This window comes from Alphaproteobacteria bacterium (genome assembly GCA_041396705.1).
Classification (GTDB): domain Bacteria; phylum Pseudomonadota; class Alphaproteobacteria; order CALKHQ01; family CALKHQ01; genus CALKHQ01.
This window is the reverse complement of the sequence record JAWKYB010000015.1, coordinates 92,556-114,432: the sequence shown is the minus strand read 5'-3', so window position 1 is coordinate 114,432 and position 21,877 is coordinate 92,556. Positions and strand designations below refer to the sequence as shown.

General features: G+C 69.3%; 19 protein-coding genes. 6 read left to right on the top strand and 13 right to left on the bottom strand.

Translation table 11 applies throughout. From position 1 onward, the window contains the following. Positions 1-186: 186 nt before the first annotated feature. From R3F55_20375 to R3F55_20355, 5 genes are all read right to left on the bottom strand, one after another. On the bottom strand, positions 187-3,411 hold the full coding sequence (locus R3F55_20375; GenBank protein MEZ5669748.1) for a CHASE domain-containing protein: 3,225 nt from the start codon (positions 3,409-3,411) through the stop codon (positions 187-189). Positions 3,412-3,451: 40 nt separating this feature from the next. After that, a complete protein-coding gene (locus R3F55_20370; protein ID MEZ5669747.1) occupies positions 3,452-3,874 on the bottom strand; it encodes a response regulator in 423 nt (140 codons plus the stop codon). A 188-nt stretch (positions 3,875-4,062) separates the two neighbouring features. Next, complete coding sequence (locus R3F55_20365) at positions 4,063-4,902, bottom strand: hypothetical protein (GenBank protein MEZ5669746.1); 840 nt, start codon at positions 4,900-4,902, stop codon at positions 4,063-4,065. Then, the gene (locus tag R3F55_20360; GenBank protein MEZ5669745.1) at positions 4,899-5,363 is read right to left on the bottom strand and encodes a hypothetical protein; all 465 of its coding nucleotides are present in this window, start codon (positions 5,361-5,363) and stop codon (positions 4,899-4,901) included. Before R3F55_20360 ends, R3F55_20365 begins: the two co-directional genes overlap by 4 nt. Positions 5,364-5,383: 20 nt before the next feature. Continuing rightward, a complete protein-coding gene (locus tag R3F55_20355; protein ID MEZ5669744.1) occupies positions 5,384-6,106 on the bottom strand; it encodes a ParA family protein in 723 nt (240 codons plus the stop codon). Positions 6,107-6,438: 332 nt separating this feature from the next. Between R3F55_20355 and R3F55_20350 the strand changes: the two genes are divergently transcribed. Further along, positions 6,439-7,365 carry a dihydrodipicolinate synthase family protein gene (locus tag R3F55_20350; GenBank protein ID MEZ5669743.1) on the top strand — a complete coding sequence of 309 codons (927 nt, stop codon included), beginning with the start codon at positions 6,439-6,441 and terminating at the stop codon, positions 7,363-7,365. A 42-nt stretch (positions 7,366-7,407) separates the two neighbouring features. Here R3F55_20350 and R3F55_20345 read toward each other — a convergent pair whose 3' ends face one another. After that, positions 7,408-7,926 (bottom strand): hypothetical protein, encoded by a 519-nt coding sequence (locus tag R3F55_20345; GenBank protein ID MEZ5669742.1) that lies wholly within the window; start codon positions 7,924-7,926, stop codon positions 7,408-7,410. Between the two features lie 281 nt (positions 7,927-8,207). Between R3F55_20345 and R3F55_20340 the strand changes: the two genes are divergently transcribed. Then, on the top strand, positions 8,208-9,602 hold the full coding sequence (locus tag R3F55_20340; protein MEZ5669741.1) for a hypothetical protein: 1,395 nt from the start codon (positions 8,208-8,210) through the stop codon (positions 9,600-9,602). 7 nt (positions 9,603-9,609) lie between these two features. On the opposite strand, the gene R3F55_20335 is transcribed toward R3F55_20340, so the two are convergent. The 3 genes from R3F55_20335 to R3F55_20325 all read right to left on the bottom strand — a co-directional run bounded on the left by R3F55_20335 (position 9,610) and on the right by R3F55_20325 (position 12,436). Continuing rightward, a complete protein-coding gene (locus tag R3F55_20335) occupies positions 9,610-10,107 on the bottom strand; it encodes a response regulator (GenBank protein ID MEZ5669740.1) in 498 nt (165 codons plus the stop codon). Continuing rightward, positions 10,101-10,715, bottom strand: coding sequence for a response regulator (locus tag R3F55_20330; GenBank protein MEZ5669739.1), 615 nt, complete (start codon positions 10,713-10,715; stop codon positions 10,101-10,103). The genes R3F55_20335 and R3F55_20330 overlap by 7 nt, the downstream gene beginning before the upstream one ends. A 110-nt stretch (positions 10,716-10,825) precedes the next feature. Next, complete coding sequence (locus tag R3F55_20325) at positions 10,826-12,436, bottom strand: sensor histidine kinase (GenBank protein MEZ5669738.1); 1,611 nt, start codon at positions 12,434-12,436, stop codon at positions 10,826-10,828. A gap of 291 nt (positions 12,437-12,727) precedes the next feature. Here R3F55_20325 and R3F55_20320 point away from each other — a divergent pair, with 291 nt between their 5' ends. Beyond that, entirely contained in the window at positions 12,728-13,498 is a 771-nt protein-coding gene (locus R3F55_20320) for a glucose 1-dehydrogenase (GenBank protein MEZ5669737.1), read from the top strand. Between the two features lie 230 nt (positions 13,499-13,728). Here the strand turns inward: R3F55_20320 and R3F55_20315 are convergent, their stop codons facing one another. Further along, positions 13,729-15,702 carry a bifunctional 2',3'-cyclic-nucleotide 2'-phosphodiesterase/3'-nucleotidase gene (locus R3F55_20315; GenBank protein ID MEZ5669736.1) on the bottom strand — a complete coding sequence of 658 codons (1,974 nt, stop codon included), beginning with the start codon at positions 15,700-15,702 and terminating at the stop codon, positions 13,729-13,731. A gap of 160 nt (positions 15,703-15,862) precedes the next feature. Between R3F55_20315 and R3F55_20310 the strand changes: the two genes are divergently transcribed. Beyond that, a complete protein-coding gene (locus R3F55_20310; GenBank protein MEZ5669735.1) occupies positions 15,863-16,219 on the top strand; it encodes a hypothetical protein in 357 nt (118 codons plus the stop codon). Positions 16,220-16,226: 7 nt separating this feature from the next. On the opposite strand, the gene R3F55_20305 is transcribed toward R3F55_20310, so the two are convergent. Beyond that, the gene (locus tag R3F55_20305) at positions 16,227-17,654 is read right to left on the bottom strand and encodes an amidohydrolase family protein (protein MEZ5669734.1); all 1,428 of its coding nucleotides are present in this window, start codon (positions 17,652-17,654) and stop codon (positions 16,227-16,229) included. A gap of 193 nt (positions 17,655-17,847) precedes the next feature. Here R3F55_20305 and R3F55_20300 point away from each other — a divergent pair, with 193 nt between their 5' ends. Together R3F55_20300 and R3F55_20295 are read left to right on the top strand one after the other, a co-directional pair. Beyond that, positions 17,848-19,086: an FAD-dependent monooxygenase gene (locus tag R3F55_20300; GenBank protein MEZ5669733.1), complete on the top strand. Its 1,239-nt coding sequence runs from the start codon at positions 17,848-17,850 to the stop codon at positions 19,084-19,086. 104 nt (positions 19,087-19,190) lie between these two features. Then, a complete protein-coding gene (locus R3F55_20295) occupies positions 19,191-20,129 on the top strand; it encodes an acetamidase/formamidase family protein (protein MEZ5669732.1) in 939 nt (312 codons plus the stop codon). 86 nt (positions 20,130-20,215) lie between these two features. Here the strand turns inward: R3F55_20295 and R3F55_20290 are convergent, their stop codons facing one another. Together R3F55_20290 and R3F55_20285 are read right to left on the bottom strand one after the other, a co-directional pair. Further along, complete coding sequence (locus R3F55_20290) at positions 20,216-20,932, bottom strand: hypothetical protein (GenBank protein MEZ5669731.1); 717 nt, start codon at positions 20,930-20,932, stop codon at positions 20,216-20,218. Next, complete coding sequence (locus R3F55_20285) at positions 20,922-21,725, bottom strand: SapC family protein (GenBank protein MEZ5669730.1); 804 nt, start codon at positions 21,723-21,725, stop codon at positions 20,922-20,924. The genes R3F55_20290 and R3F55_20285 overlap by 11 nt, the downstream gene beginning before the upstream one ends. Positions 21,726-21,877: the final 152 nt, after the last annotated feature.

The following is a 21,877-nucleotide window of genomic DNA, read 5'->3' as shown; positions in this document are numbered from 1 at the left end:
AAGCGGCTGCCGGCTTGCCGCGCCGCGACAGCACGACCGGGCCGCCACCGGATCGCGCGGTCGCGACAAGCGACGGCAGCTGCGACCTGGCGGCGGTGACGCCGATCGCCCGCATGCCCGCCTCGCGCCGGCGCCGCGTCGCGCACGCCGCACCGTCGCCGACATCTCGGCGTCCGCGCCCGATGCTCATGAGTCCAGCTCCATGCGAAGCGATTGGGCGAGGCGGTCGGGCCGGACCGGTTTCTGCAGGAATACTGCACCGTCGGGCATGCGTTCGTCCGCCGCCTGGCCGCGGTTCGGATAGCCGGACATGAACACGACCTTGATGTCCGGCCGGCTGGCCCGGATCATCTGGGCAACCTCGAAGCCGCCGAGCTCAGGCATCACGACGTCGCTGAGCAGCAGGTCGATGTCGCCCTCGCAGTCCTGCTCCATTTCCAGCGCTTCGAACCCGCCGTTCGCCGCCAGTACGTTGTAGCCGAGCGATTGCAGGGTCGATTCGGTCAGGTCCAGCAGCGCGGTGTCGTCCTCGACCAGCAGGATCGTCTCGCCGTGGCCCTTGCAGTCGACGGCGGGCACGGCGCTCTCCTGCGGCAGTTCGCGGTCGGTCGCGGGCAGGACGATGCGTGCCGTCGTCAGGACATCGGCGACGCTCTCGATTTCGGCGGTTCCGCCCGATTGCGTGGCGAAGCCATAGACCATGGGCAAGCCGAGCCCGGTGCCCTTGCCCTGGTCCTTGGTCGTATAGAACGGCTCGAACACGTGCGGCAGGACATCCGGCGGGATGCCCTGGCCATGGTCGATCACCGTGACCTCGACATAGCGGCCGACGGGCAGGTCGCGGCGGCTGCCGTTGTCTTTCGTTGCGGCAGTCGCGTCGATCCGCAGGCTGCCGAGCGCGATCTCGATCTTCCCGCCGCCGGGCATGGCATCGCGCGCATTGACCACCAGGTTGAGCAGTGCCTGTGCGAACTCGCCCGGGTCGGTCTCGACGCAGGCGCCATTGCCGCCGTCGGCGAACACCACCTCGTAGCGCTCGCCGACCGAGCGCCGGATCAGGTCGAGATTGCGCCCGATCTCGTCGGCCACCCGGAACACCCGCTTCTCCATGGCCTTGCGCCGGCTGAAGGTCAGCAGCTTGCGGGTCAGCTCCGTCGCCCGATCGGTGCCGTTGAGCACTTCCTGCAGCGACTGCCTGGCCCGGTCGGGCCGGTCGAGCTGATCTGCGGCGCGGCGCGCGTAGCCGTCGATGATCATCAGCAGGTTGTTGAAGTCGTGCGCGATCCCGCCGGTCAGATGGCCGACCGCTTCCATCTTCTGGGCGTGCATGAGCTGCCGTTCGATCTGGAGCCGTTCGGTGACGTTGGTGGCGATGCCGAAGAAGCCGGCGACATGGCCGTCTGCGGTGCGATGCGGCACATAGGTGCTGCGCCAGGTGCCGGCGAATATGGCGCCCGGGGGCGCATCGACATCGAATGACTGTGCGTCGCCGGATAGAGCCGCCTGAATGTAGGGCTCGATGATCGCCAGAGCTTCCCCGCCAAAGATGGCCAGAAGCGGCTGGCCCAGCAGTGTCTCCAACGGGCGCTGCAGCACTGCGCCGAACAGGCGGTTGGCGAAGACCAGCCGGTGGTCGCTGTCGACATAGAAGATGACAACGGGCACGCTGTCGGTCACCAGCCGGGTGAATTCCTCGCGAGCGCTCAGTTCGGCCGCGGCGGTCTCGCGCTCGGCAACCCGCCCGACCAGCAGTCCGATCTGGTTCATCAGGCCGAGAACCTGTTCGTCGAGCATTGCCGGCCTCAGGTCGAAGAACTCCAGCACGGCGACGACCTCGCCTCGGGCAATGACAGGCAGGAACAGTGCCGCGCGCGGGGGCTGGTCGCCGACCGAGGCGCGCACGAATGCAGGCTCCTCGCTGACGTCGTGCAGCCATCGTGCGCGCTGCGTCGACGCAGTCGCGCCGACCAGCCCTTCCCCCATGGCAAAGCGCATTGTGCGGGTGCGCGCGACGAACTCCGAAGCCAGCACAGGTGACGACAGGTGCCAGATCTCCGACGGCACGAACGTGTTGGGGGCGCCGGGCGCCCTTACGAAAGCATGGCCGATGGGCCATCCCAGAAAGGCACAAACCTCTTCAACGCATACTCTTAGAGCGGTGCGGACCGTATCGGCGTCGTTTGCCGCAGACGCGATGATCTGCATCAGTCTGAGCTTTGCGTTCTGGTGTGCGAGCGCCGTCTCTGCCGCGATGCGCGTCGAGACCTCGGCGCGCAGATCCAGGTTGGTGCGGTTGAGCTCGCCGGTGCGCGCAGCGACCAGGCCGGCAATCTTGCGTGTGCGGCGCCCGGTCGAGGCGATGTAGGTGCCGAGCACCGCGGTAAGGATGAGCCCGATCGCGGCCCATGCGATGGGTCCCGGACCCAGGTAGTCCGCAAGGCCTGGCTCGCGCGGCACGAACACGACCTTCCAGCGCCGGCCGGCTACATCGAAGCTCGTGGACCAGCTCTCTCCCGCAATCAGGTCCTCCGACGACTGTTCCACAGTCTCCCTTTCATCGTGGCGCCAGTGCAGCATGGGCAGTTCCGCTGCCGGCACCGATGCGTCGTACAAGTGGAAGTCGAGGTCGTCGCCGAATTCGAACGAGCCGATGGTTGCGCGAACAAGTTCGTCGACGGAGAACACGCCGACCGTGAAACCGGCCAGCCGGCGCTGGCGGTCGTCGAGCGTGATCGGAACGGTGTTGCCGCGAAAGACAGGATGGAACACCAGAAAGCCGAAGTCCTCGCCCGCCTCCTGAACAAGGCGCAGCGGGCGGGTCGCGATCGGCTGTGCCATGTCCCGGGCGAGGTCCATGGCTTCGCGTCGTTCCGGGTTCGATGCCAGGTCAAGTCCGAGGGCCTGCTCGTTGCCGTACAGCGGCTCGACCAGGAACACGGGGTAGTACTCGTCGCGTCGGCCGACCGCGACCTGCGGCCCATCGGGCCCGATCTCGCGGAACGCGAAATCGGCAAGCCCGTCGTGACGTGCGGCCTGCTCGAAGCTCTGGCGCAGCGGCGCCTCGACCCGTGGAACCCATTCCAGGGCGCGGATCCCGTCGAAGTTGTCCAGGGTGATCGAGACCAGATCCGCGAATTCGTTGCGCGACGGCGTGCGATAGGAGGTGTAGGTGGCGGCCAGGGCCCGAACATGGCCGATCTGACGCTCGACGTCGCCCTCGAGCAGCATGGCGAACGGCCGTGCACGATGGTCGTAGAGCTCGTCGAGCGTTGCGTGCCAGTGGTCGCGCCCGGTGATGGCGGTGACCACGGCCGTTACCAGCAGGCCAAGAACGACCGCAACGATCGGCCCAGTGTTCGAACCCCGCTGACCCCTGACCCCGCGCGCTTTCGTTGACGGCTTGCCGTTCATACAGATGGGATCCTCGACCGGCCAGCCGGCGACCGCTCGGTCAGTCCTGCTTCCGATGCTCCAGGATGCGCGACACAACGCGCATCTTCGATTCCAGCTGGGCGGAGGAGAACGGCTTGCGGATATAGCCGGTCACGCCGCAGGCCTTCGCCTCGATCACCGATCCGCGGTCGGCGGTGCCGGTGATCAGCAGGAAAGGAATCTCCTCGTCGCAGGTTCGCACCTGGCGCAGCAGGTCGATGCCCGACATGCCCGGCATCTTCCAGTCGCTGAGGATCACGTCGACGAACGACTCGTCGTCGTCGTAGGCATTCAGCAGCGCCAGCGCCTCGGTGCCGTTCTTGGCGGTGAAGACCTGGGTCATGCCGATGTCGTGCAGCATGTTCTTGATCAGCTGCATCGTTTCGAAGCTGTCCTCGACGACGAGGACGCGAAGATTGCTGCTCGGAACGCTCTGGCGCATCGTGCGGAATCCGGTTCTTCTCCAGGAAACCGGAAGTTAACGTCGGCGCTGTTGCAGATTCGTAAATGGAGGCCGGCGGCGGCGGGAGTCCACGTGCGTTCCTTGCCGCGCTCAGGTGCCGGTTTCAGCTCTTCCGCGCGAAGGAACGGGCGCGCGCCGAATTGTCGCGCCGCATGGGCTGGTGTCCGTCAGCCCGTCAGCGCGTGTGCGTCCTGCCGCGCCTTGACGTGGCACAGCACGTGGCTGACCGTTCCGTCCTCTTCGCCGAGCGGCAGCGCAACCATCTCGCAGTCGAGGTCGTGGCCGGTCGGGCCGACGAACCGCTTGTCCTGGCCCAGCGGCTCGCCGACCCTGGCGACGTCCAGGCTGACCCGCACGATCCACGCCACCATCTGCGGCGTGAAGGCGATGTCGGCACTGCGGTCGGCCATGCCGTCGTTGTCGACGATCCGCGTCGCGCGCGAGATCAACGGCCGGCCGTGGTTGCCGCGCTTGCAGGCCAGCAGGAACGAGTTCGGCCAGAAATAGGCGATCTGGTTGGCGTCGAGGTCGCGCCAGGCCGGCATCGGCCGCGCGCCGGCGATGCGCGCCCAATAGCCGAGGATGTCGGAGTCGCGCCGCGATTCGTCGCGCGCCCGCTGCGGGAACGGGCTGACATGCTCCGGCAGGCCGCCTTCGACCAGCATCACGGTCGGATGCGGCGCCAGGTTCTCGTGGTCGGCGGGATCGACGGTGAGCACCGGCAGGCCGCCGGCGAGCGCTTCCTGCCAGGATACCACCACCGGAGTCAGGGTGGGGCGCGGCGCGTCTGCGACCAGCGCAAGCGGGGTGCGCGCCGGCGCCGGTTCGGCCTCCGCCGCCGGCGCGGCGAGGCCGGTCAGCATGCCGGGCTTCGCCGCCGCGGCCGTCTCCTGCCCGTCCGCCTTCCACAGGCGCATGCCGGACAGCGAAGCCGCCGGCGCCTTCTGCGAGGTTGCGCCCTTGGTAGCCGCCCGTCGGCGCGGGGCCTTGGCCGGCGCTGCGCTCATGATGCCACGGGGGCGGGCCGCGTCGGCGCGGGCTGCTGCGACGAAGCGTTGAGACAGGCGCAGGGCCGGCCGTCGGCGCTCTGCGGCGAGCGGCTGACCATTCCGTCGATCGCCATCACCAGCACCTGCTGGACCGTGAGGCCGCGATGGGCGGCGAGGATCTTCAGCTTGCGATGGCGTTCGCGGTCGAGCCGGAGCGTCATCCGCACCGGGTCGGCCTGCGGACCGCCGCCCGGTCCGCCGCCGCCGGTCGCGGGCCGCGGCGGCGCCTCGACGGGCGCGACCGGCCGGCCCAGCGACGGCCGCATGATGGTCGCGAAGCCGCCGGCATGGCCGTGGGCCGCCGCCTCGACGGCGGGCTTGGCCGGGCCGGTCTCGACCGGCTCGACCGTCAGGGCGAGCGAGGGGCGCGCCTCGCCCTTGCGGGCGAGCAGGTTGCTGGTGAGGGCAGCGGCTTTCATGGCCAGCGTGTCTCCCTGGGTCATGCCGGTTGGGCGTGTGCGAAGGCAGGCTGGGCGACCGGCGACAGGGCGTGGCCGCCGGGCACGGCGACTGTGGCGGCCCCGGTCACGGCCTCTGCGCGGTTGCGGTCGAGCCGGTGACGCAGATAGCCCCACAGGTCGATGATCTCGCGCGCCGACCGTCCGGCGTTGGGCAACTCCATCACGGTGCGGCCGTCGATCATGCTGGCCGCAAAGTCGGTGCGCTGGTGAACGATGGCGGGCGCCAGCGTGCCGTGTTGCGACAGGGCGAAAACGGCCTCGGTGGTGATGCGGGCCCGCTGGGTGGCCGCGTTCATCGCGAACACCAGCGGCTTGCCCAGGCCTTCGACCAGCTGCACGGTCGCGCCGGCGGCGCGCAGGTCGTGCGGGCTCGGCCGGGTCGGGATCACCACCAGGTCGCTTTCGCGCACCACGTCGGCGATGGTGCCGGTGATCGCCGGCGGCGTGTCGATCACCACCAGGCGGATGCCCATGGCACGCATCGCCTCGAGGTCCGCGTGCAGTCGGTCGACGGTGGTGCGGGCGAAGCGTGGCGTTTCCGCCGCACGCTCGTTCCACCAGTCGGACAGGCTGCCCTGCGGGTCGGTGTCGACCAGCGCCACCGGCCCGGCCCCGGTCATTTCCGCGGCAACCGCGACGTGGCCGGCCAGCGTGGTCTTGCCGGAGCCGCCCTTCTGGGAGGCGAAAACAAGCACCTGCATCGTTCCTCGGTTCCCCTCTGCCCGCGGCCGGCACGGGCGCGCCGGCCGTCGTTCTGTCTCAGGCCGCGCCGCACCGGCGGCGAATCCTGCGACAACGGTAAGGGGAGGAAGTTAAGTCAAGATGAAGGTAGAAGTATAAGATAAGAATAGAGCAAGGAAAACTTCGCGAGAATTTTATTGAAACAAGCGCATGATCTGTGTCGTGTTTTTGCCGGCCGCGACGCCGTCGCGGTTGTGCGGCGACGCAAAAGCGTTGTGATCGAGGGCGGGGCGTTGCAAAGTCCGCCGCGGCCGGTCGGCCCGGCCGCAACGGAAAGGGAGGCAAGCGCGCAATGAAGGCAGGCGAACTCGGCGGGGTGTGGGTCCCGGTGCTGACGCCGTTCACGGCGGATCTGGAGCCCGACAGGGACCGCCATGCGCGGCTGTGCCGCGATCTCCTGGCCGACGGCGCCGACGGGCTGGCCGTGTTCGGCACCACCAGCGAAGCCAACTCGATGTCGCCGGCGCAGCGCATGCGCCAGCTCGACGGCCTGATCGCGGCCGGCATCCCGGCCGAGCGCACCATGCCGGGCACCGGCGCCTGCGCGATCGACGACGCGGTGGCGCTCACCCGCCATGCGGTGCGCGCGGGCGCGTCGGCGGTGCTGATGCTGCCGCCGTTCTACTACAAGGGCGTCAGCGATGACGGCCTGTTCCGTTTCGTCGCCGAGGTGATCGAGCGGGTCGGCGACGACCGGCTGCAGCTGCTGCTCTATCACATTCCGCCGGTGGCGCAGGTCGGCTTCAGCCCGGCGCTGGTCGGCCGGCTGGTCGAGGCGTTTCCAGGCACCGTGGTCGGCATCAAGGACAGCTCGGGCGACTGGGACAACACCGCGACCTACCTGCGCGAGTTCCCGCAGCTGCGGATCTTCCCGGGCTCGGAGGTCTTCCTGCTGGACGGCCTGCGGGCCGGCGGGGCCGGCTGCATCACCGCGACCGGCAACGTCAACGCGGCCGGCATCCGCCGTGTCTACGCCGACTGGCGCGGGACGCAGGCCGACGGCCTGCAGGCCGAGGCCACACGCATCCGCAAGCTGGTGCAGACCCATCCGATGGTGCCGGCGCTGAAGCGCATCGTCGCGACGGTCTATGACGACGAGGGCTGGGCGTTGACCTGTCCGCCGATGCAGCCGCTGGGCGAGGCGGCATCGCGGGCGTTGCTGGATTCGCTCGCCGGCACCGCTCTGCTGCGCGCGCGCGCTGCCCAGGCAGCGGCCTGACCGATCCGTGGGCCGCCGGCGCCGGCGGGCGTCGGCGGCGCTTCAGTCGAACAGGGCGTCGATGTCGCCCTGACCCATGGTGGAATCGCCCTCGGCGCCATCGAGATCCTCGACCCGGGCACCGTTGATGATCGCACTGGCGCGCTCGATCATGCCGCGCATCTCGCGGGCGATGGTCAGCATGTGGTGGCGCGCGGCCTCGCTCTCATGCTCGACCAGCAGAGCGCCGACGCGCGGCACCGTCTCGCAGATCATCGCGTCGATCGCCGCGATCGTCTCATCGAACGGGCGGCGGAACTCGGCCGGCACGTGGTCATAGGCCGCGATTGCCAGGTCCTTGTGCGAGAAGCCGCTGTCGGCGAAATGCTGCACATAGGTCTTCGGCTGCCACTGCTCCAGTTCCGGCGCCATGTCCGGCATGTCGGCAACGAGTTCGAGCATCATGACGAACTCGTTGAAATGGTTCAGATAATCGGTCGACAGCAGAGTCGTGCCGTTGATCGTCGTGCCCTGGACCAGTCGACGGTAGGTCCGGGTGTGTGTGGCCGATCCGCTGTCCAAGGTCTCGTTCGCTCGGGTCAATGCCGTGCCCCGGCCGCGGGCCGCGGCGCGGGTCTTGTCTGCGTTGCGCCGGCCGCCGACCGATGCGCGAGCCGACGAACCGAATCCTCCCCACCGCCGGCAAGCCTAGCGTGTCGCGCGCGCTCCGCAAACCCGCGTCGCACCGGGGCGGCCGACGCGGTTGGGCATCGCCGCGTGCGGCGCGTCATCATCGCGCAGCGCGGCGGACGGCGGCCGTCCCCAAATGCAGAACAGGACGGTGGCAGCCCGGGGGACGAGCGATGGCGCGAGCAGGATACCGCTTCCGGCCGCGGTTGCGGCGGTTCAAGCCGGCCTGTGCCGTGCTGGCGGTGCTGTCCGCCGCCGGATCGGCGGCGGCGCAGCAGACCATCGCGCCGGAAAGCCTGCATTATCTCGGCGCGTTCCGCCTGCCGGGCGGCGAGGACCGGCCGCTGACCTTCGCCTATGGCGGCAATGCGATGACCTACAATCCGGACGGCGATCCGACCGGGCCGGCGGACGGCTTCCCCGGCTCGCTGTTCGTCACCGGCCACGATCGCATGGCCTATGGCGAATTGCCGGACGGCGACCAGGTGGCGGAGATCACGATACCGGTGCCGGTACGGGCGTCGACTCCCGCCGCGCTCGGCGAGGCCGGCTTCGTGCAGCCGTTCCGCGACATCGCCGCGGGGTGGTTCGCCGGGCTCGACGAAATCCCGCGGGTGGCGATGCAGTACCTGAACGCGCCGCCGCTCGGCGCGCGCATTCACCTCGGCTGGGGCCAGCATCTGCAGGACGACGAGGCCTCGCACGCGCTGTTCTCGCCCGGCCTGTCGGCGCCGGCGATGCAGGGGCCATGGTCGATCGCCGATGTGACGCCCTATGCCACCACCGGCTACATGCTGGAGATCCCGGCCGACTGGGCGGCGGCTCACACGCAGGGGAGGGTGATCGGCACCGGCCGCTACCGCGACGGCGGCTGGTCGGGGATGGGGCCTGCGCTGTTCGCCTATGCGCCCTGGACCGCCGACGGCACGCTGGCCGCGGCCGGCGCGCGGCTGCCGGCCACCACGCTGCTGCACTACCGCAGTTCGACCGAGACTGAGCGGATCGAGGGCGCGCTCGCCGGCTACCAGCACCCCGACGAGTGGGAGGGCGCGGCCTGGCTGACGACAACCGACGGGCGCGCGGCGGTGCTGTTTGCAGGCACCAAGGCCGTCGGCAGCCGCTACTGGTACGGTTTCGTCAATCCGGCGGGTGCCGAGCGGTCCTGCGTCGCCGGCGATTTCGTCGGCGAATTCCCGGTCTGCCGGCTGGCCGACGGGTCCGAGTGTCCGGCGGCCGAGCTGGTGGAATGCACCGGCCACAACGATTTTCGCGGCTGGTGGAGTACGCGCTTCGCTGCCCAGCTGATCCTCTACGACCCCGCCGACCTGGCCGCCGTGGCCGACGGCACGGCCGCCCCGTGGCAGCCGCAACCTTACGCGGCGGTATCGATCGACGACGTGCTGTTCCTTGACCCGCCGCCCTGGGATGTGGAGACGCTGGGCGCCGGCCCGCAACGGCGCCTGCGCATCGGCGACGCCGCCTACGACCGTGAACGGCAGATCCTGTATGTGCTCGAACTGTTCGCCGACGGCGCGAAACCCGTGGTTCACGTCTGGCGCATCGATTGACGCCCGGTCAGCCGAGTTCGTCGGCAGCAAGCCGAAGGGCGCGCAGCAGCTGATCGTCGCTGTACGGTTTGGCAACCCACGATAGCGGGCGCGCGGCAGCGGCACGTTCGCGGGTGAGGCGGTCGGAATGGGCGGTCACGAAGATCGATCGCACGCCGAACGTGCGGAACAAGTCGATGGCCGCATCGACTCCGTCGGCCGCACCGGCGAGCTGGATGTCCATCAATGCCACGTCCGGCTCGTGCTGCTGCACCAGCCGCCGCGCTTCCGCCGCGGAACGCGCCGGTCCGATAACGTCGTAGCCGGCGTCGCGCAACATGTCGGCGGTGGTGATGGCAGCGAGGAATTCGTCCTCGACCACCAGCACGCGCAATGGCTGCAATGTCTTCCGGTCCGGGTCGCCTTGCGCGCTCGCCCGCGGTCGATCGTTCTCGTCGCGGTCTGCGATACCGAATGCCAGAGGTCCCTTCTCGCGGCTGCTGCCGGAAACTCGCCTGTCTAACACAACTCCATTCCGTCTCTGGTTCGTGTACGGGTCAACCCGGCCAGATGGGCGGCAAGTTCGTCCTTGACGAACGGCTTGGCCACCACCGGCACTCCCTTCAGCGCTTCCGGCAACTCCGTGGTCATGCCGGAGCAGAACACGAAGGGTATTCTCTGACGTTGCAGCAGCAACGCCAGATCGAACGAGGTCGCGCCGCCCAGATCGACGTCGAGCACCGCCACGTCCGGGCGGTTCGCCTCGACGATGCCCCTGGCCTCGTCGGAGTTCGCCACTGGACCGAGGACGTCGAAACCCAGTTCCTCGACGATCGCCTCAAGGCCGACCGCGATAAGATACTCGTCTTCCACCAGCAACGCCTTCGGCCGGGCACCGGTTCCCAGCGCTGCCGAAAGCGCCGGCGAGGCCTCGACCACGCCGGCTTCCCGCGACGACACGACGGTCGCCAGCGGCATCACCTTCGGCCCCTTGCGGTTCAGGGCGACATGCAGCATGGCGCGCACGGCGGCGGACCGGCTCGGCATCCGATGCTCGAAACGCCACTCGTCGATGGCCGCGAGTTCTTCGTCGTTGACGTGGATCTGGATCTTCTCGACGCGCTTGCCTGCCACGTGCCTGTCCCTTTCTCAGGCGGGTCCGGGCTACCGGCGCGCGCACCCGCCTGGGTGACATATGTACAGGTTCTGCAAAGAAAATGCGACCGGCGCGCACGCGGCGGCGCCTAGCTCGGCTCGGTGCCGCCTGCTTTCGGTTCGTCGCACAGCTTTTCCAGCGGCGCGGTGAGTGTCCAGCCGAAGCCCGCGGCATCGTAGTCGAAGGCGACATCCGCATCGAAGGTCGACCGCAGCATCTCGTCGAGCAGGACGCGGCCGAATCCCTGCTCGTCGGGCGCGACGACCGGCGGGCCGCCACGCTCACGCCAGGCCAGCGTCACGCAGTTCTCGGCATCGACGGAGCAGGTGATGGTCACCGTCCCGGTGGCATTCGACCATGCGCCGTACTTCGACGCGTTTGTGGCGAGCTCGTGCAGCGCCATGCCGAGCCGTTCGGCCGCGGACGAACGTACCAGCAGGTCGGTCCCTTCGAAGCGATGGCGCGGGGGCCCGTCACCGGTGAAGTTGCCGAGCTGCGCCGAGACAAGTTCGCTGAGCCGCGCACCCTTCCAATCCTCCTGGATCAGAGCGTCGATCGAGCGGCCGAGACCGATCAGGCGGGGGATGAAGCCGGCCTGGAACGCCTGCACGTCGGGCGAGCGTCGGGCAATCAGCCGGGCCAGCGACTGCACGATGGTGAGCTGGTTCTTGGCGCGGTGGGCCAGCTCGCGCATCAGCAGCTCCACATGCGCGATCCGGTTTGCACGTTCGATCGCGGCAACGGCCAAAGCCTCGCTGACCTGGTTGGCTTCGCGCAGCGGCGTCAAGCGAGCCGGAACCCGCTCGCCCTTGCCGTAGGCCTGCGCGTCCGCGGCGATGCGGCGGATCGGGCGCGACAGGAACCGGCCGAACAAGAGGGCAAGCAGCAGCGACAGCATCACCAGCGCAATTCCGCCGATGCCGAGTCGCAGCCAGGATCGGTCGGAAAACGACTCCAATACCGGCTCCGGTGCGTCGATGATTGCCGTCCAGTCGGCCAGGAGCGGCTTGTCGGTGACTACCAGGTGAGACTCGCCGGCCGGGTCGGTCATCCAACGCGCAGTCGGGCGGGGACGATCGGCACCGAAGAGCAAGGCCGCAACATTTCCGCCGAGCAGGCTACCCGCCGCCGGCGTCCGAACGATCACGTTTCCCGACCCGTCCGCGATGGCAGCGGTGATCGCGGGGTCCAGCTGGCTCGTCTCCAGCCACGAATCGATATCGGCCGCATTGCGCGTCAGAACCAGGACGGCCTGGACCGCATCGTCGACGATGACGGGGTAGGTGATATTGAACACCGGTACGCCGGAAACCCGTCCGACGAAGACGTCGGAAACAAACGGCATTCGCCGCTGGACCGTGATGTCCACCGAGTGGGGGTCGCTGGTGAGGCCCAGTTCGGTCCCATACGGCACCCGCGTGTTCAGCAGCTGCTGATAATCGAGCCCCAGCAGCAGTACGAACGATTCCGTGCCGCGCAGCGCCGCCTGGGCACGCGCATGAAAATCGGCGTAGTCGCCACGGTCCAGCAGATCGGACGTGGCCAGCACTTTCAGCGTCGTGATGCTGTTGCTGATCTCCTGGTCGATGCGCGCCGCCAGACCGTCGGCGGCTTCGGTCAGGAAGGAGCTGTATCGCTCGCGCTCCAGGTCCGCATACAGCGCGAGCACATAGGCGCCGAAAGCCAGCACCGGCAGCACCAGAACCAATGCGAAGCCGATCAGATGAAGCGAGAGGGGCAGGCCTGCACGGCGCGCGGAAGCCGGGTCGTGTCTATGCACAGTCTTATTGGGCCCTCTCTCGGCCAATGGCTAAAGGCAGCCGGGCGACGGCATTCGAAAACGCAGCCAACTTAGTCCCAGCTTATGTGCTGGAAAAGCCCGCACATGCCCTAACATATGATCGGCGGAACCGGCCGCCGCGCGGACGGGTTGCCATGGTAGGGCGCGCGGCGGGGCGGGCCTGCGCGGACCACGAAGGAGCCACAAGGAATGCCGCAATTTGTCGAACGTTTTTCGCTCGCCGGCCGCACCGCGCTGGTTACCGGCGCCTCGAAGGGTATCGGACTCGAGATCTGCCGGGTGCTGGCCGATGCCGGTGCCGACATCGTCGCGGTGGCGCGCGACCGCACCGGCCTGGCCGAGGCCAGGGCAGCGGTCGAGGCGGCCGGCCGGCAGTGCCTGACGGTGGAGGCGGAGATGGCGACCGTCGAAGGGCCGCGCACGGCGGCCGCGCAGGCGCTGGCCCGCTTCGGTACGATCGACATCCTGGTCAACAATGCCGGCATCGCCCAGACCACGCCGATCCTCGACACGTCGGTCGACGAATGGGACCGGATCCAGGCGGTCAACCTCAGGGCGCCGTTCCTGCTGGCCCAGGCGCTGGCGCCGCAGATGATCGCCCAGCGCCGCGGCAAGATCATCAACGTGTCGTCGCAGACCGGCGTGGTGGCCATTCCCGACCACGCCGCCTATGCGGCCTCGAAGAACGGCCTCAACGCGCTGACCAAGTGCATGACCTGCGAATGGGCGCAGTACAACATCCAGTGCACCGCGATCTGCCCGACCGTGATCCTGACGCCGATGGGCGAGAAGGTGTGGGGCGACCCGGCCCGCGGCGACCCGATGAAGGCGAAGATTCCCGCCGGGCGGTTCGGCCGGCCGGTCGAGGTGGCCGACCTGGTGCTGTTCCTCGCCTCGTCCGCCTCCGACATGATCAACGGCGACGCGATCATGCTCGACGGCGGCTACACCGCGCTCTGACTATCCCGCTCCGTTATCCGGTAGCCCGGATGGAGCGGAGCGCCGCCCGGGGTCGGGTCCGCGGTCGGGGCCATGTCCGTTCCCGGAATACGCGGCGCTCCTTCCGGGCTACGCCACCTCGGGTCCGGTAGCCCGGATGGGGCGGAGCGCAATCCGCGAGCGGGGTCCGCGGTCGCGGCCGTGTTCGTTCCCGGAGCGCGCTACGCGTCTTCCGGGCTGCGACATCGCGTTCAGTCCAGCGCGATCTCGTACTTGGCGAAGCCGTCGCCGCCGTCGCCCTGCAGGACGATGCCCATCGCGGGCGTCAGCGCCGCCTCCGCCGCCGGCGCCGAGACGAAGGTGACGTCGAGGTCTCCGGGAATCGGCTTGAAGCCCCAGTTGCCGTCGGCCGACGGGTCGATGGTGCCGAGCTGGAAGATGTAGTTGGCCAGCACGGTGCGGTTCTCGTCCGGCGCCTCGATGATGATGTTGGAGCCGTCGAGACCGGGGAAGTTGCCGCCGCCGCCGGCGCGGTAGTTGTTGGTGGCGACGATGAACTGCGCCGTCTCGTCGATCGGCCGGCCGTCGAAGGTCAGGTCGACGATGCGGTGGGCGTCCGGCTCGGCCAGCGAGCCGTCGGTCGCGTAGCGCGCCGGCTGGGCCAGGTCGATCCGGTACGACACGCCGTCGATCACGTCGAAATTGTAGGACGGGAAGTCCGGGTTGAGCAGCGGCTGCTCGCCTGTCGCCGCCGGGTCGATGCGGTTGAACGCGCCGGCCGACATCTCCAGCCATTCACGCACCTGGGCGCCGTCCAGCAGCACCGCGCGCAGGGTGTTCGGGTAGATGTAGAGATCGGCGACGTTCATCAACGCGATCTCGCCGGCCGGGATGTTGGTGAAGTAGTCCGGCCCGCCGCGTCCGCCGGCCTTGAACGGCGCGCCGGCCGAAAGCACCGGCAGCCCGTCATATTCGGTGCCGGCGATCAGGGTCTCGACGTACCATTTCTGCGCGTTGGTCACGATCTGGATCGAGGGGTCGTCCTGCACCAGCGCGAAATAGCTGTTGATCGGCGCCGAGGTCTGGCCGACGCCCTCGCGCATATAGGCGATGGTCGCCTCGTGCTCCTCGCGCACCGCGTCGACGATCTTCGGATCGGCCTCGACCAGCGGGACGATGTCGCGGTCGACCCGCTCGTAGATGCCGCGCACCGCGCCGGTACCGTCCAGCACGGTCCACGCGCCGGCGTCGTCGACGGACAGGTCGAGGTCGACGAGGCCGAGGTGGCTGCCCCAGAAGCCAGGCATGGTCGCCGCCACCCCGTTGATGGTGCCGGCGACGGTGTCGACGCCGTCCAGGCCGTCATAGGTCGCGCTGGGGAACACCTGGTGGGCATGGCCGAACAGGATCGCGTTGATGCCGTCGACCTGCGCCAGCCAGAAGGTCGCGTTCTCGTCCCGCCCGTTCGGGCCCATCGTCGTCAGGCCGGAGTGCGGTACCGCGACGACGATGTCGGCGCCGGCCGCCTTCATCTCCGGGACGTACCGGCGGGCGGTGTCGACGATGTCGTGGGTGACGACCGTGCCCTCCAGATGTGCCTTGTCCCACTGCATGATCTGCGGCGGCAGGAAACCGATCACGCCGATGCGGATCGGGTGCGTGCCGCCGTCGACCCCGGTCAGCGTGCGCTCCAGGATCACGTATGGCGTGTAGTAGGGCGTGTCGTTCGACGGGTCGTCGTCGCCGTCGGCGTGGAACACGTTGGCGCAGACATACGGGAAGGCGGCGTCGTTGACCGCCTCGGCCAGGTAGTCGAGGCCGTAGTTGAACTCGTGGTTGCCCAGGTTGCCGACGTCGTAGCCGAGCAGGTTCATTGCCTTGTAGACCGGATGGACGTCACCCGGGGCGAGGCCGCGCTCGTTGGCCATGTAGTCGCCGAGCGGATTGCCCTGGATCAGGTCGCCGTTGTCGATCAGCACCGAGTTGGCCGCTTCGGCCCGGGCCGCGGCGATCAGCGACGCCGTGCGGGCCAGGCCGACCGCATTCGACTGTGCGTCGCGGTAGTAGTCGTAGTCGACCACGTGCACGTGGATGTCGGTGGTCTCCAGGATGCGCAGCTGGACCCGCTCGTCCGCGCGCGCGGACGGCACAGCCAGCATGGCGGCGACCAGGGCGCTCGCGCTCGCCAGGGCAAGCTTCAGATTCGTTCCGGTCCCCGCATGCATGGCTCCGCCCTCCCGTTCGCACCGTGTCGTCCCCACTCGCCGGATGCTACGCCCGGCGCCCGGCGGGGGGCAACGGCGGCCGTATGACATGATCGGGATCAAACGGCGCCGCCGGCGCAGTGCCTAAGCTGGCTCTCGTCCGCAGCAACGGAGAGGCGCCATGAGACTTCGCCACATCGGCCTGGCCGCCGCCGGCCTGTTTGCGCTGCAGGCGCCGACGCTTGCGTCGCCGGGCTGCGACCTGCTGCGCATGTGCTCCGCCCAGATCGCCGACGAGATGCTGCGCGGGGCGGAAGGCGGCTGCGGCCAGTCGTGGCGCGCCGCGACGATCCGCCAGTACCGCCAGATGAGCGTGTCGCCGCTGGAACAGGCGGGCCCGGGCGTGTGCGAGGCGGTATTCCAGACTTTCGCCGTCAACGTCCGCGGCTGGTACGAGCATCGCCAGTTCTGCCGCATTCCGCCGGCCTGCAAGATCGAGAATCTCGGCGACCTGCCGGCACTGCCCGGCGCCGAATAGCGGCCGATCAGGCCGAGCGTCCGAACTCGCCCTGGCCGCGGCTCGCCGTGTCGGCGACGTCGGCGCCTTCGCTGAACGGCTTGGGCAGCCAGGTGCCGTCGGCCGGCACGCCGGCACGGGCGAACAGCGCCTCGCGGTGGGCGGCGACCATCGTGCGCAGCGACGCCAGGTCGACGCCGAGCAGCCGCCTGTTGCGCTTCCTGGCGACGCCGTCGACCCACACGCTGTCGACGTTGCCGCTGTTGGCGGATTCGACGATCGCGCCATAGGGGTTGTTCATCGGGAACATGTTGATCGCATTGGTGTCGACCAGGATCAGGTCGGCCCGCTTGCCCGGGGTCAGGCTGCCGACCTTGTCGGCCAGCCCGCAGGCGCGCGCGCCCTCGACCGTGGCGAACTGCAGCACGTCGGTCGACATCAGCGGCAGCGGGTCGACGATCCGCTTCTCGTCCAGCGCGCGGCCGTTGACTACGGCGCGTGTGCCGGCCAGCAGCATGCGCATGGCACCGAACATGTCGCCGGCGATCGAGGTGACGATGTCGATCGAGATCGACGGCCTGACCCCGACCTCCAGCAGCCGCATCGTCGCCAGCCAGCCATGGCCCATCTGCAGCTCGACCTCCGGCGAGATCGACGCGGTGGCGCCGGTGTCGGCGATCAGCCGGATTTCCTCGTCCGCCAGCATGTTGCAATGGACGAAGGTGATGTCGTCGCCCAGCAGGCCGCGCGCATCCATCTGCAGCAGCGGTCGCGACGTGCCCCACAGGCCGTCGCCGACATGCATGGTGATGCGCAGGCCGAGGTCGCGGACGTGGTTGAACTCCTCCTCGGTGATGTCGATGCTGGAGAACTGCGGGCCGCGCGAGGCGAACGCCATGGTGACGAGGCCGTCGTCGCCGGGGAAGTGGGTGCGGCGCACCCGGGTCACGTCCGCCAGGTTGGTCGGCAGGTTGCCGTTCGGGATCCACTCGTCGTTCGAGTTGCCGTAGCCGTAGACGCCGCGTATGCCGCTGTCTTTCAGCCCCTGCACCGCGCCGTCGGCGTGCGCCGGCGTGTTATTGTTGTGCGACCAGTCGTACAGCGTGGTGATGCCGCTATCGAGCGCCTCCAGCGCGCCGAGGTGGTTGGCGACGTACATGTCCTCGGGCGAGTAGAGCCGGCCCATCACGCCGCGCACGCCGGCGAAATATTGCGCCAGCGTCCAGTCGGCAGCGGTGCCGCGCAGCAGCGCCTGCCAGGTGTGGCGATGGGAATCGACGAAGCCGGGCAGGGCGATCATGCCGCCGGCCTCCACCACCTTGGCATCGTCGGCGCCGATGGTCGGCGCGACCGCGGCGATGCGGTCGCCGTCGATCAGGATGTCCGCGCGCTGGAAGTCGCCCAGCGTGGGGTCGAGCGTCAGCACGGTGGCGCCGCGGATCAGCGTTCTGGCCATGTCGTCCTCCCCTGGCCGGATGGCCCGCCGCTGGCGGCCATCGCGTTGCCGGCGAGCTTAGACCGGCGCGGCGGCGGATACACGCGGGATCGCCGCACTGCCGGCCGCGTACCGCACGGGTTGCCGCAGCGACATGCGCCGGCCCATAGTCGGCGCGGCGGCGCTGCCGCCGGGCCAGGGGGGAGGACTGCCCATGCGTCGTGCAATCGTGGTCGGCGGCTCGCTGGGCGGGCTGTTCGCCGGCTGCAACCTGATGCGGACCGGCTGGGACGTGACCGTGGTCGAGCGCACGCCCGGTCGCCTGGCGGGCCGCGGCGCCGGCCTCGGCGTACATGCGCCGATGGTGCAGACCCTGCTGGCCGCCGGCTGCGCCGTCGATGCGACGCTGGGGGTTCCGATACCGGGGCGCGCCTGCTTCGCCCGCGACGGCAGCGTCATGGCTGCGATCGACATGCCGCAGTTCGGCATCTCCTGGGGCAAGCTCTACTCGCTGCTCAGTGCCGTTTTCCCCGAGTCGCAGGTGCGGCGCGGGGTGGGCGTGGTCTCGGTCGAGCAGGATGCCGACACGGTGACGGCGCGGCTCGACGACGGCAGCAGCCTGACCGCGGAGCTGCTGGTCGGTGCCGACGGGTTGCGCTCGTCGGTGCGGCGGCAGTACCTGCCCGGGGTCGACCTGGTCTATGCCGGCTACATCGCCTGGCGCGGCCTGGCCGAAGAGGCGGCGCTGCAGCCGGAGACGCTGCGGACGCTGTTCCCGCTGTTCGCCTTCGCCATGCCGGACGGCGAGCACATCCTCGGCTATCCGGTGCCCGGCGAGAACGACGACGTGCGCGTCGGCCATCGCCGCTACAACTTCGTCTGGTACCGGCCGGTGGACCCGCAGCGCGGCCTGCGCGACATGCACACCGACGCCCACGGCCGCTACTACCCAGACGGCATCCCGCCGCATGCTGTGCGCGACGATGTCATCGCCACCATGTACCGCGATGCCGAGGCGCTGCTGCCGGCGACCTTCGTCGATGCGATCCGCGCGACCGCGATGCCGCTGTTCCAGCCGATCGGCGACCTGGAATCGCCGCAGATCGCCTTCGGTCGCGTCGCCATCCTGGGCGACGCCGCCTTCACCACCCGGCCGCACGTGGCTCAGGGCGCGATCAAGGCCGGCTTCGACGCGATGGAACTGGCCGCCGCGCTGGCGGCCGAGCCGGACGTGACGGCGGCGTTGCAGCGCTACGACGCGGTCCGCCGGCCCGCCAGCATGGCGGTGGTCGAGGAATCGCGCCGGCTCGGCGCCTATCTGGAAGGCAGGCTGGGCCCGATCCGCCGCGACCCGGAGCGGCTGATCCGCGAGAATGGCGGGGTCGACCCCGCCGCCGCCATGGCCGACGGCGGCGTGATGGTGCGCCTGCTGAAGGCGCTCGGCTATGGCTGACGATGGGGCGACCCACCGCCCCGCTTGACAGTGCGCCGCCGCCGGCCGCTGCATGGCGCATAGGCGACAGCCGGATTGGCGGCGGTCGCGAAGGGGGCAGGGGCATGGCACAGCATCACGACATCGCGCCGACGGCAGAAGCCTTCACCTGGGGCTGGCTCGACCCGTTCCGCGATCCGATCCTGCGGGTGCGGTCGGGCGACACGGTCGGGCTGACCGCCTGGGCGGCCTGCCGCGAGCGGAACCTGCCGCCGGACCGCACCACGGTCGACCCGCGGCACCTCGACGCGATGTCGAAGCTGACGCCGGGGCCGACCAGCCACATGATCGTCGGGCCGATCCACGTCGAAGGTGCGGCGCCGGGCGACGTGCTGCAGGTCGACATCCTGGAGGCCAGCCTGGCCGACGGGTGGGGCTATGCCGCGATCTATCCCCTGCAGGGCACGCTGCCCGGCGAGTTCGAGGAACAGCAGACCTTCCACACGCCGATCGACCGCAACCGCGGGGTGGCGACCCTGCCCTGGGGCAAGGAGCTGACGCTGGAGCCGTTCTTCGGCATCCACGCGGTGGCGCCGCCGCCGAACTGGGGCCGGCTGTCGGCGATGGAGCCGCGCAAGTTCGGCGGCAACATGGACAACAAGGACCTGAAGCCCGGCACCACCCTGTACCTGCCGGTGTTCAACGACGGCGCCCTGTTCTACGCCGGCGACGGTCACGCGGTGCAGGGTCACGGCGAGGTCTGCGTGACCGCGATCGAGACTTCGATGTCGGGCCGGTTCCGCCTGACGGTGCGCAAGGACCTGGATTACGACTATCCGTTCGCCGAGTCCGCGACGACGCTGATCAGCATCGGCCTGGACGCCGACCTCGACGAGGCGGCGCGGATCGCTGTGCGCCAGATGATCGCGCATGTCTGCCGGCGAACCCAGCTGACCCGTCACCAGGCCTATGCGCTGTGCTCGCTGGTCGGCGACCTGCACGTCACCCAGACGGTGGACGGCGAGAAAGGCTGCCACATGGTGCTGGACAAGGCGCACCTGTAGGCGCAAGTCGACCCGCCGGAAAGGCGACGGGCCCGACGCATGTGCGCCGGGCCCGTGCAGACGATGCCTTGCAGGCCCGGCCGGCTTCAGAAGGAACCCGGCGCCAGCTTGAACACGTCCGGGTTGGCGAAGTCGGCGATATAGGCCAGCTGCATGACCAGCGCGGCCTCGGGCGCGGCTTCGCCCTCGGCCGCCGCCTCGCCCTGGCGCTGGGCGATGCTCAGCGTCACGCTGCTGCCGTCCGCGTCCTCGGCATAGAAGGCGAGCAGGTTGCCGCCCTCGAGCGGGACGCCGACCGCGGTCTTCTCCGGGTCATAGCCCTGGCCGCGGAAATAGCCGACCAGCAAAGAGGCCGCGTTGCGGATACCGTCCGGCGTCGAATCCTCGGCCGCGCCCCAGACGATGTTCACCTGGATCAGGCTGTGGCTCTCGTAGCCGAAGATGTAGACGACCCGCGCGGTGCCGCCCTCCGGCATCAGGCCCGGCACGGCGATGCGTAGATTGGTGGTCTTCTCCAGCGCGTTCTCGCCCGCCTCGACCTGGTCGGCCGTGACGCCGAAATCGGCCTCGATCGCGGCGCGGACCTCGTCGGCGGTCATGCCGAAGCGGGCGCTGCGGAAGCCGTCGATGGTCGCCGGCTCTGCCGGCTGCTGCGCGGCGGCGGCGGCGTCGGCTCCGACGGCGGTCGCCGCCTCGCCGGTGTCGAGATCAAGCGTCTCGTTGCCGGCGGCCAGCGCCGTGCCGGCGGCGCCGAGCCAGCATGCCCCGGCCAGCGCCAGGGCGCGAACCAGATCAAGCTGCATCGTCGGTCACCTCCGCGCCGGCGCCGGCGCTCGCGGCCTGCTGGTCGATCAACTCCGCCCAGCTGCCGGTCGACAGCAGCTGTGCATAGATCAGGCCGAGCCAGCCCTTCTTGCGCCAGTCGAGGAACACGTCGTCGGGCAGGGCGTTGAATTTCTGCTCGTCGATCACGCGGAAGCCGGTGATCGCCAGCTGCTCGCCGCTGGTCATGCGGATGTTGGCCCGGTTCTCGCGCAAGAGGTCGTGCTCCTTCAGCGCCGCGGTGAACAGCCGCGTGCGCTCGATCTCGCGCTGGAAGCTGGTGCAGAACTCCAGCGCGCGCTCCAGCACCTGGGTGCGCTGGCCGTTGCGGAACAGCGGCCGCACGTCGCTGTTGACCACCAGGTCGGAGTCCTGGTCGATGCACAGGCCGAGCTTGGTCTTGTCCTGGCTCTCGGCGAAAATGAACGGATAGCGGCGTGCATAGGCCGGCACGTAGGCGCCGGCGCGCCAGCTGCCGTCGGCCTCGACGAACAGGTTGTGGCCGGCGCGCATGCCCAGGATCACCACCGGGGCCGGATTGTCGCCGCCGGCGAACACGATGGGATAGTGGCGCGCGGCCGCCGCGAATTCGATCGCGTTCAGCATCATCACATTGGCGTGGCGGGCGAAGCCGAAGCCGCCATTCTCCTTCAGCGACAGGTTGCCGTGCTTGTTGGCGTCCAGTAGCACCGGCTTGCCATAGAGCGGCGGCAGGCCGCTCGGCGCCCCGTCGGAAGCCGGAGCGGTGGCCTGGTCCTGTACGGTGTCACTCATCTGCGATCCTTCTTGAAATCTGGGGCCGCGGGGGCAGGCTGCGGCGGACTGTGGGCGGCGAAAGTCTGCACCGATTGTGCCCAAAATCGGGTTAATGCCCGACCGTCAATGTAGTATCGGGCGGGTCAGCCTGCCTGCCTGGCTGAGGTATT

Coding starts and splice junctions, on each gene's coding strand:
- R3F55_20290 (MEZ5669731.1), bottom strand. CDS start 20,932: ATGCAGCTTGATCTGGTTCGCGCCCTGGCGCTGGCCGGGGCATGCTGG.
- R3F55_20365 (MEZ5669746.1), bottom strand. CDS start 4,902: ATGAGCGCAGCGCCGGCCAAGGCCCCGCGCCGACGGGCGGCTACCAAG.
- R3F55_20310 (MEZ5669735.1), top strand. CDS start 15,863: ATGAGACTTCGCCACATCGGCCTGGCCGCCGCCGGCCTGTTTGCGCTG.
- R3F55_20295 (MEZ5669732.1), top strand. CDS start 19,191: ATGGCACAGCATCACGACATCGCGCCGACGGCAGAAGCCTTCACCTGG.
- R3F55_20360 (MEZ5669745.1), bottom strand. CDS start 5,363: ATGAAAGCCGCTGCCCTCACCAGCAACCTGCTCGCCCGCAAGGGCGAG.
- R3F55_20300 (MEZ5669733.1), top strand. CDS start 17,848: ATGCGTCGTGCAATCGTGGTCGGCGGCTCGCTGGGCGGGCTGTTCGCC.
- R3F55_20340 (MEZ5669741.1), top strand. CDS start 8,208: ATGGCGCGAGCAGGATACCGCTTCCGGCCGCGGTTGCGGCGGTTCAAG.
- R3F55_20375 (MEZ5669748.1), bottom strand. CDS start 3,411: ATGAACGGCAAGCCGTCAACGAAAGCGCGCGGGGTCAGGGGTCAGCGG.
- R3F55_20350 (MEZ5669743.1), top strand. CDS start 6,439: ATGAAGGCAGGCGAACTCGGCGGGGTGTGGGTCCCGGTGCTGACGCCG.
- R3F55_20315 (MEZ5669736.1), bottom strand. CDS start 15,702: ATGCATGCGGGGACCGGAACGAATCTGAAGCTTGCCCTGGCGAGCGCG.
- R3F55_20320 (MEZ5669737.1), top strand. CDS start 12,728: ATGCCGCAATTTGTCGAACGTTTTTCGCTCGCCGGCCGCACCGCGCTG.
- R3F55_20305 (MEZ5669734.1), bottom strand. CDS start 17,654: ATGGCCAGAACGCTGATCCGCGGCGCCACCGTGCTGACGCTCGACCCC.
- R3F55_20355 (MEZ5669744.1), bottom strand. CDS start 6,106: ATGCAGGTGCTTGTTTTCGCCTCCCAGAAGGGCGGCTCCGGCAAGACC.
- R3F55_20285 (MEZ5669730.1), bottom strand. CDS start 21,725: ATGAGTGACACCGTACAGGACCAGGCCACCGCTCCGGCTTCCGACGGG.
- R3F55_20370 (MEZ5669747.1), bottom strand. CDS start 3,874: ATGCGCCAGAGCGTTCCGAGCAGCAATCTTCGCGTCCTCGTCGTCGAG.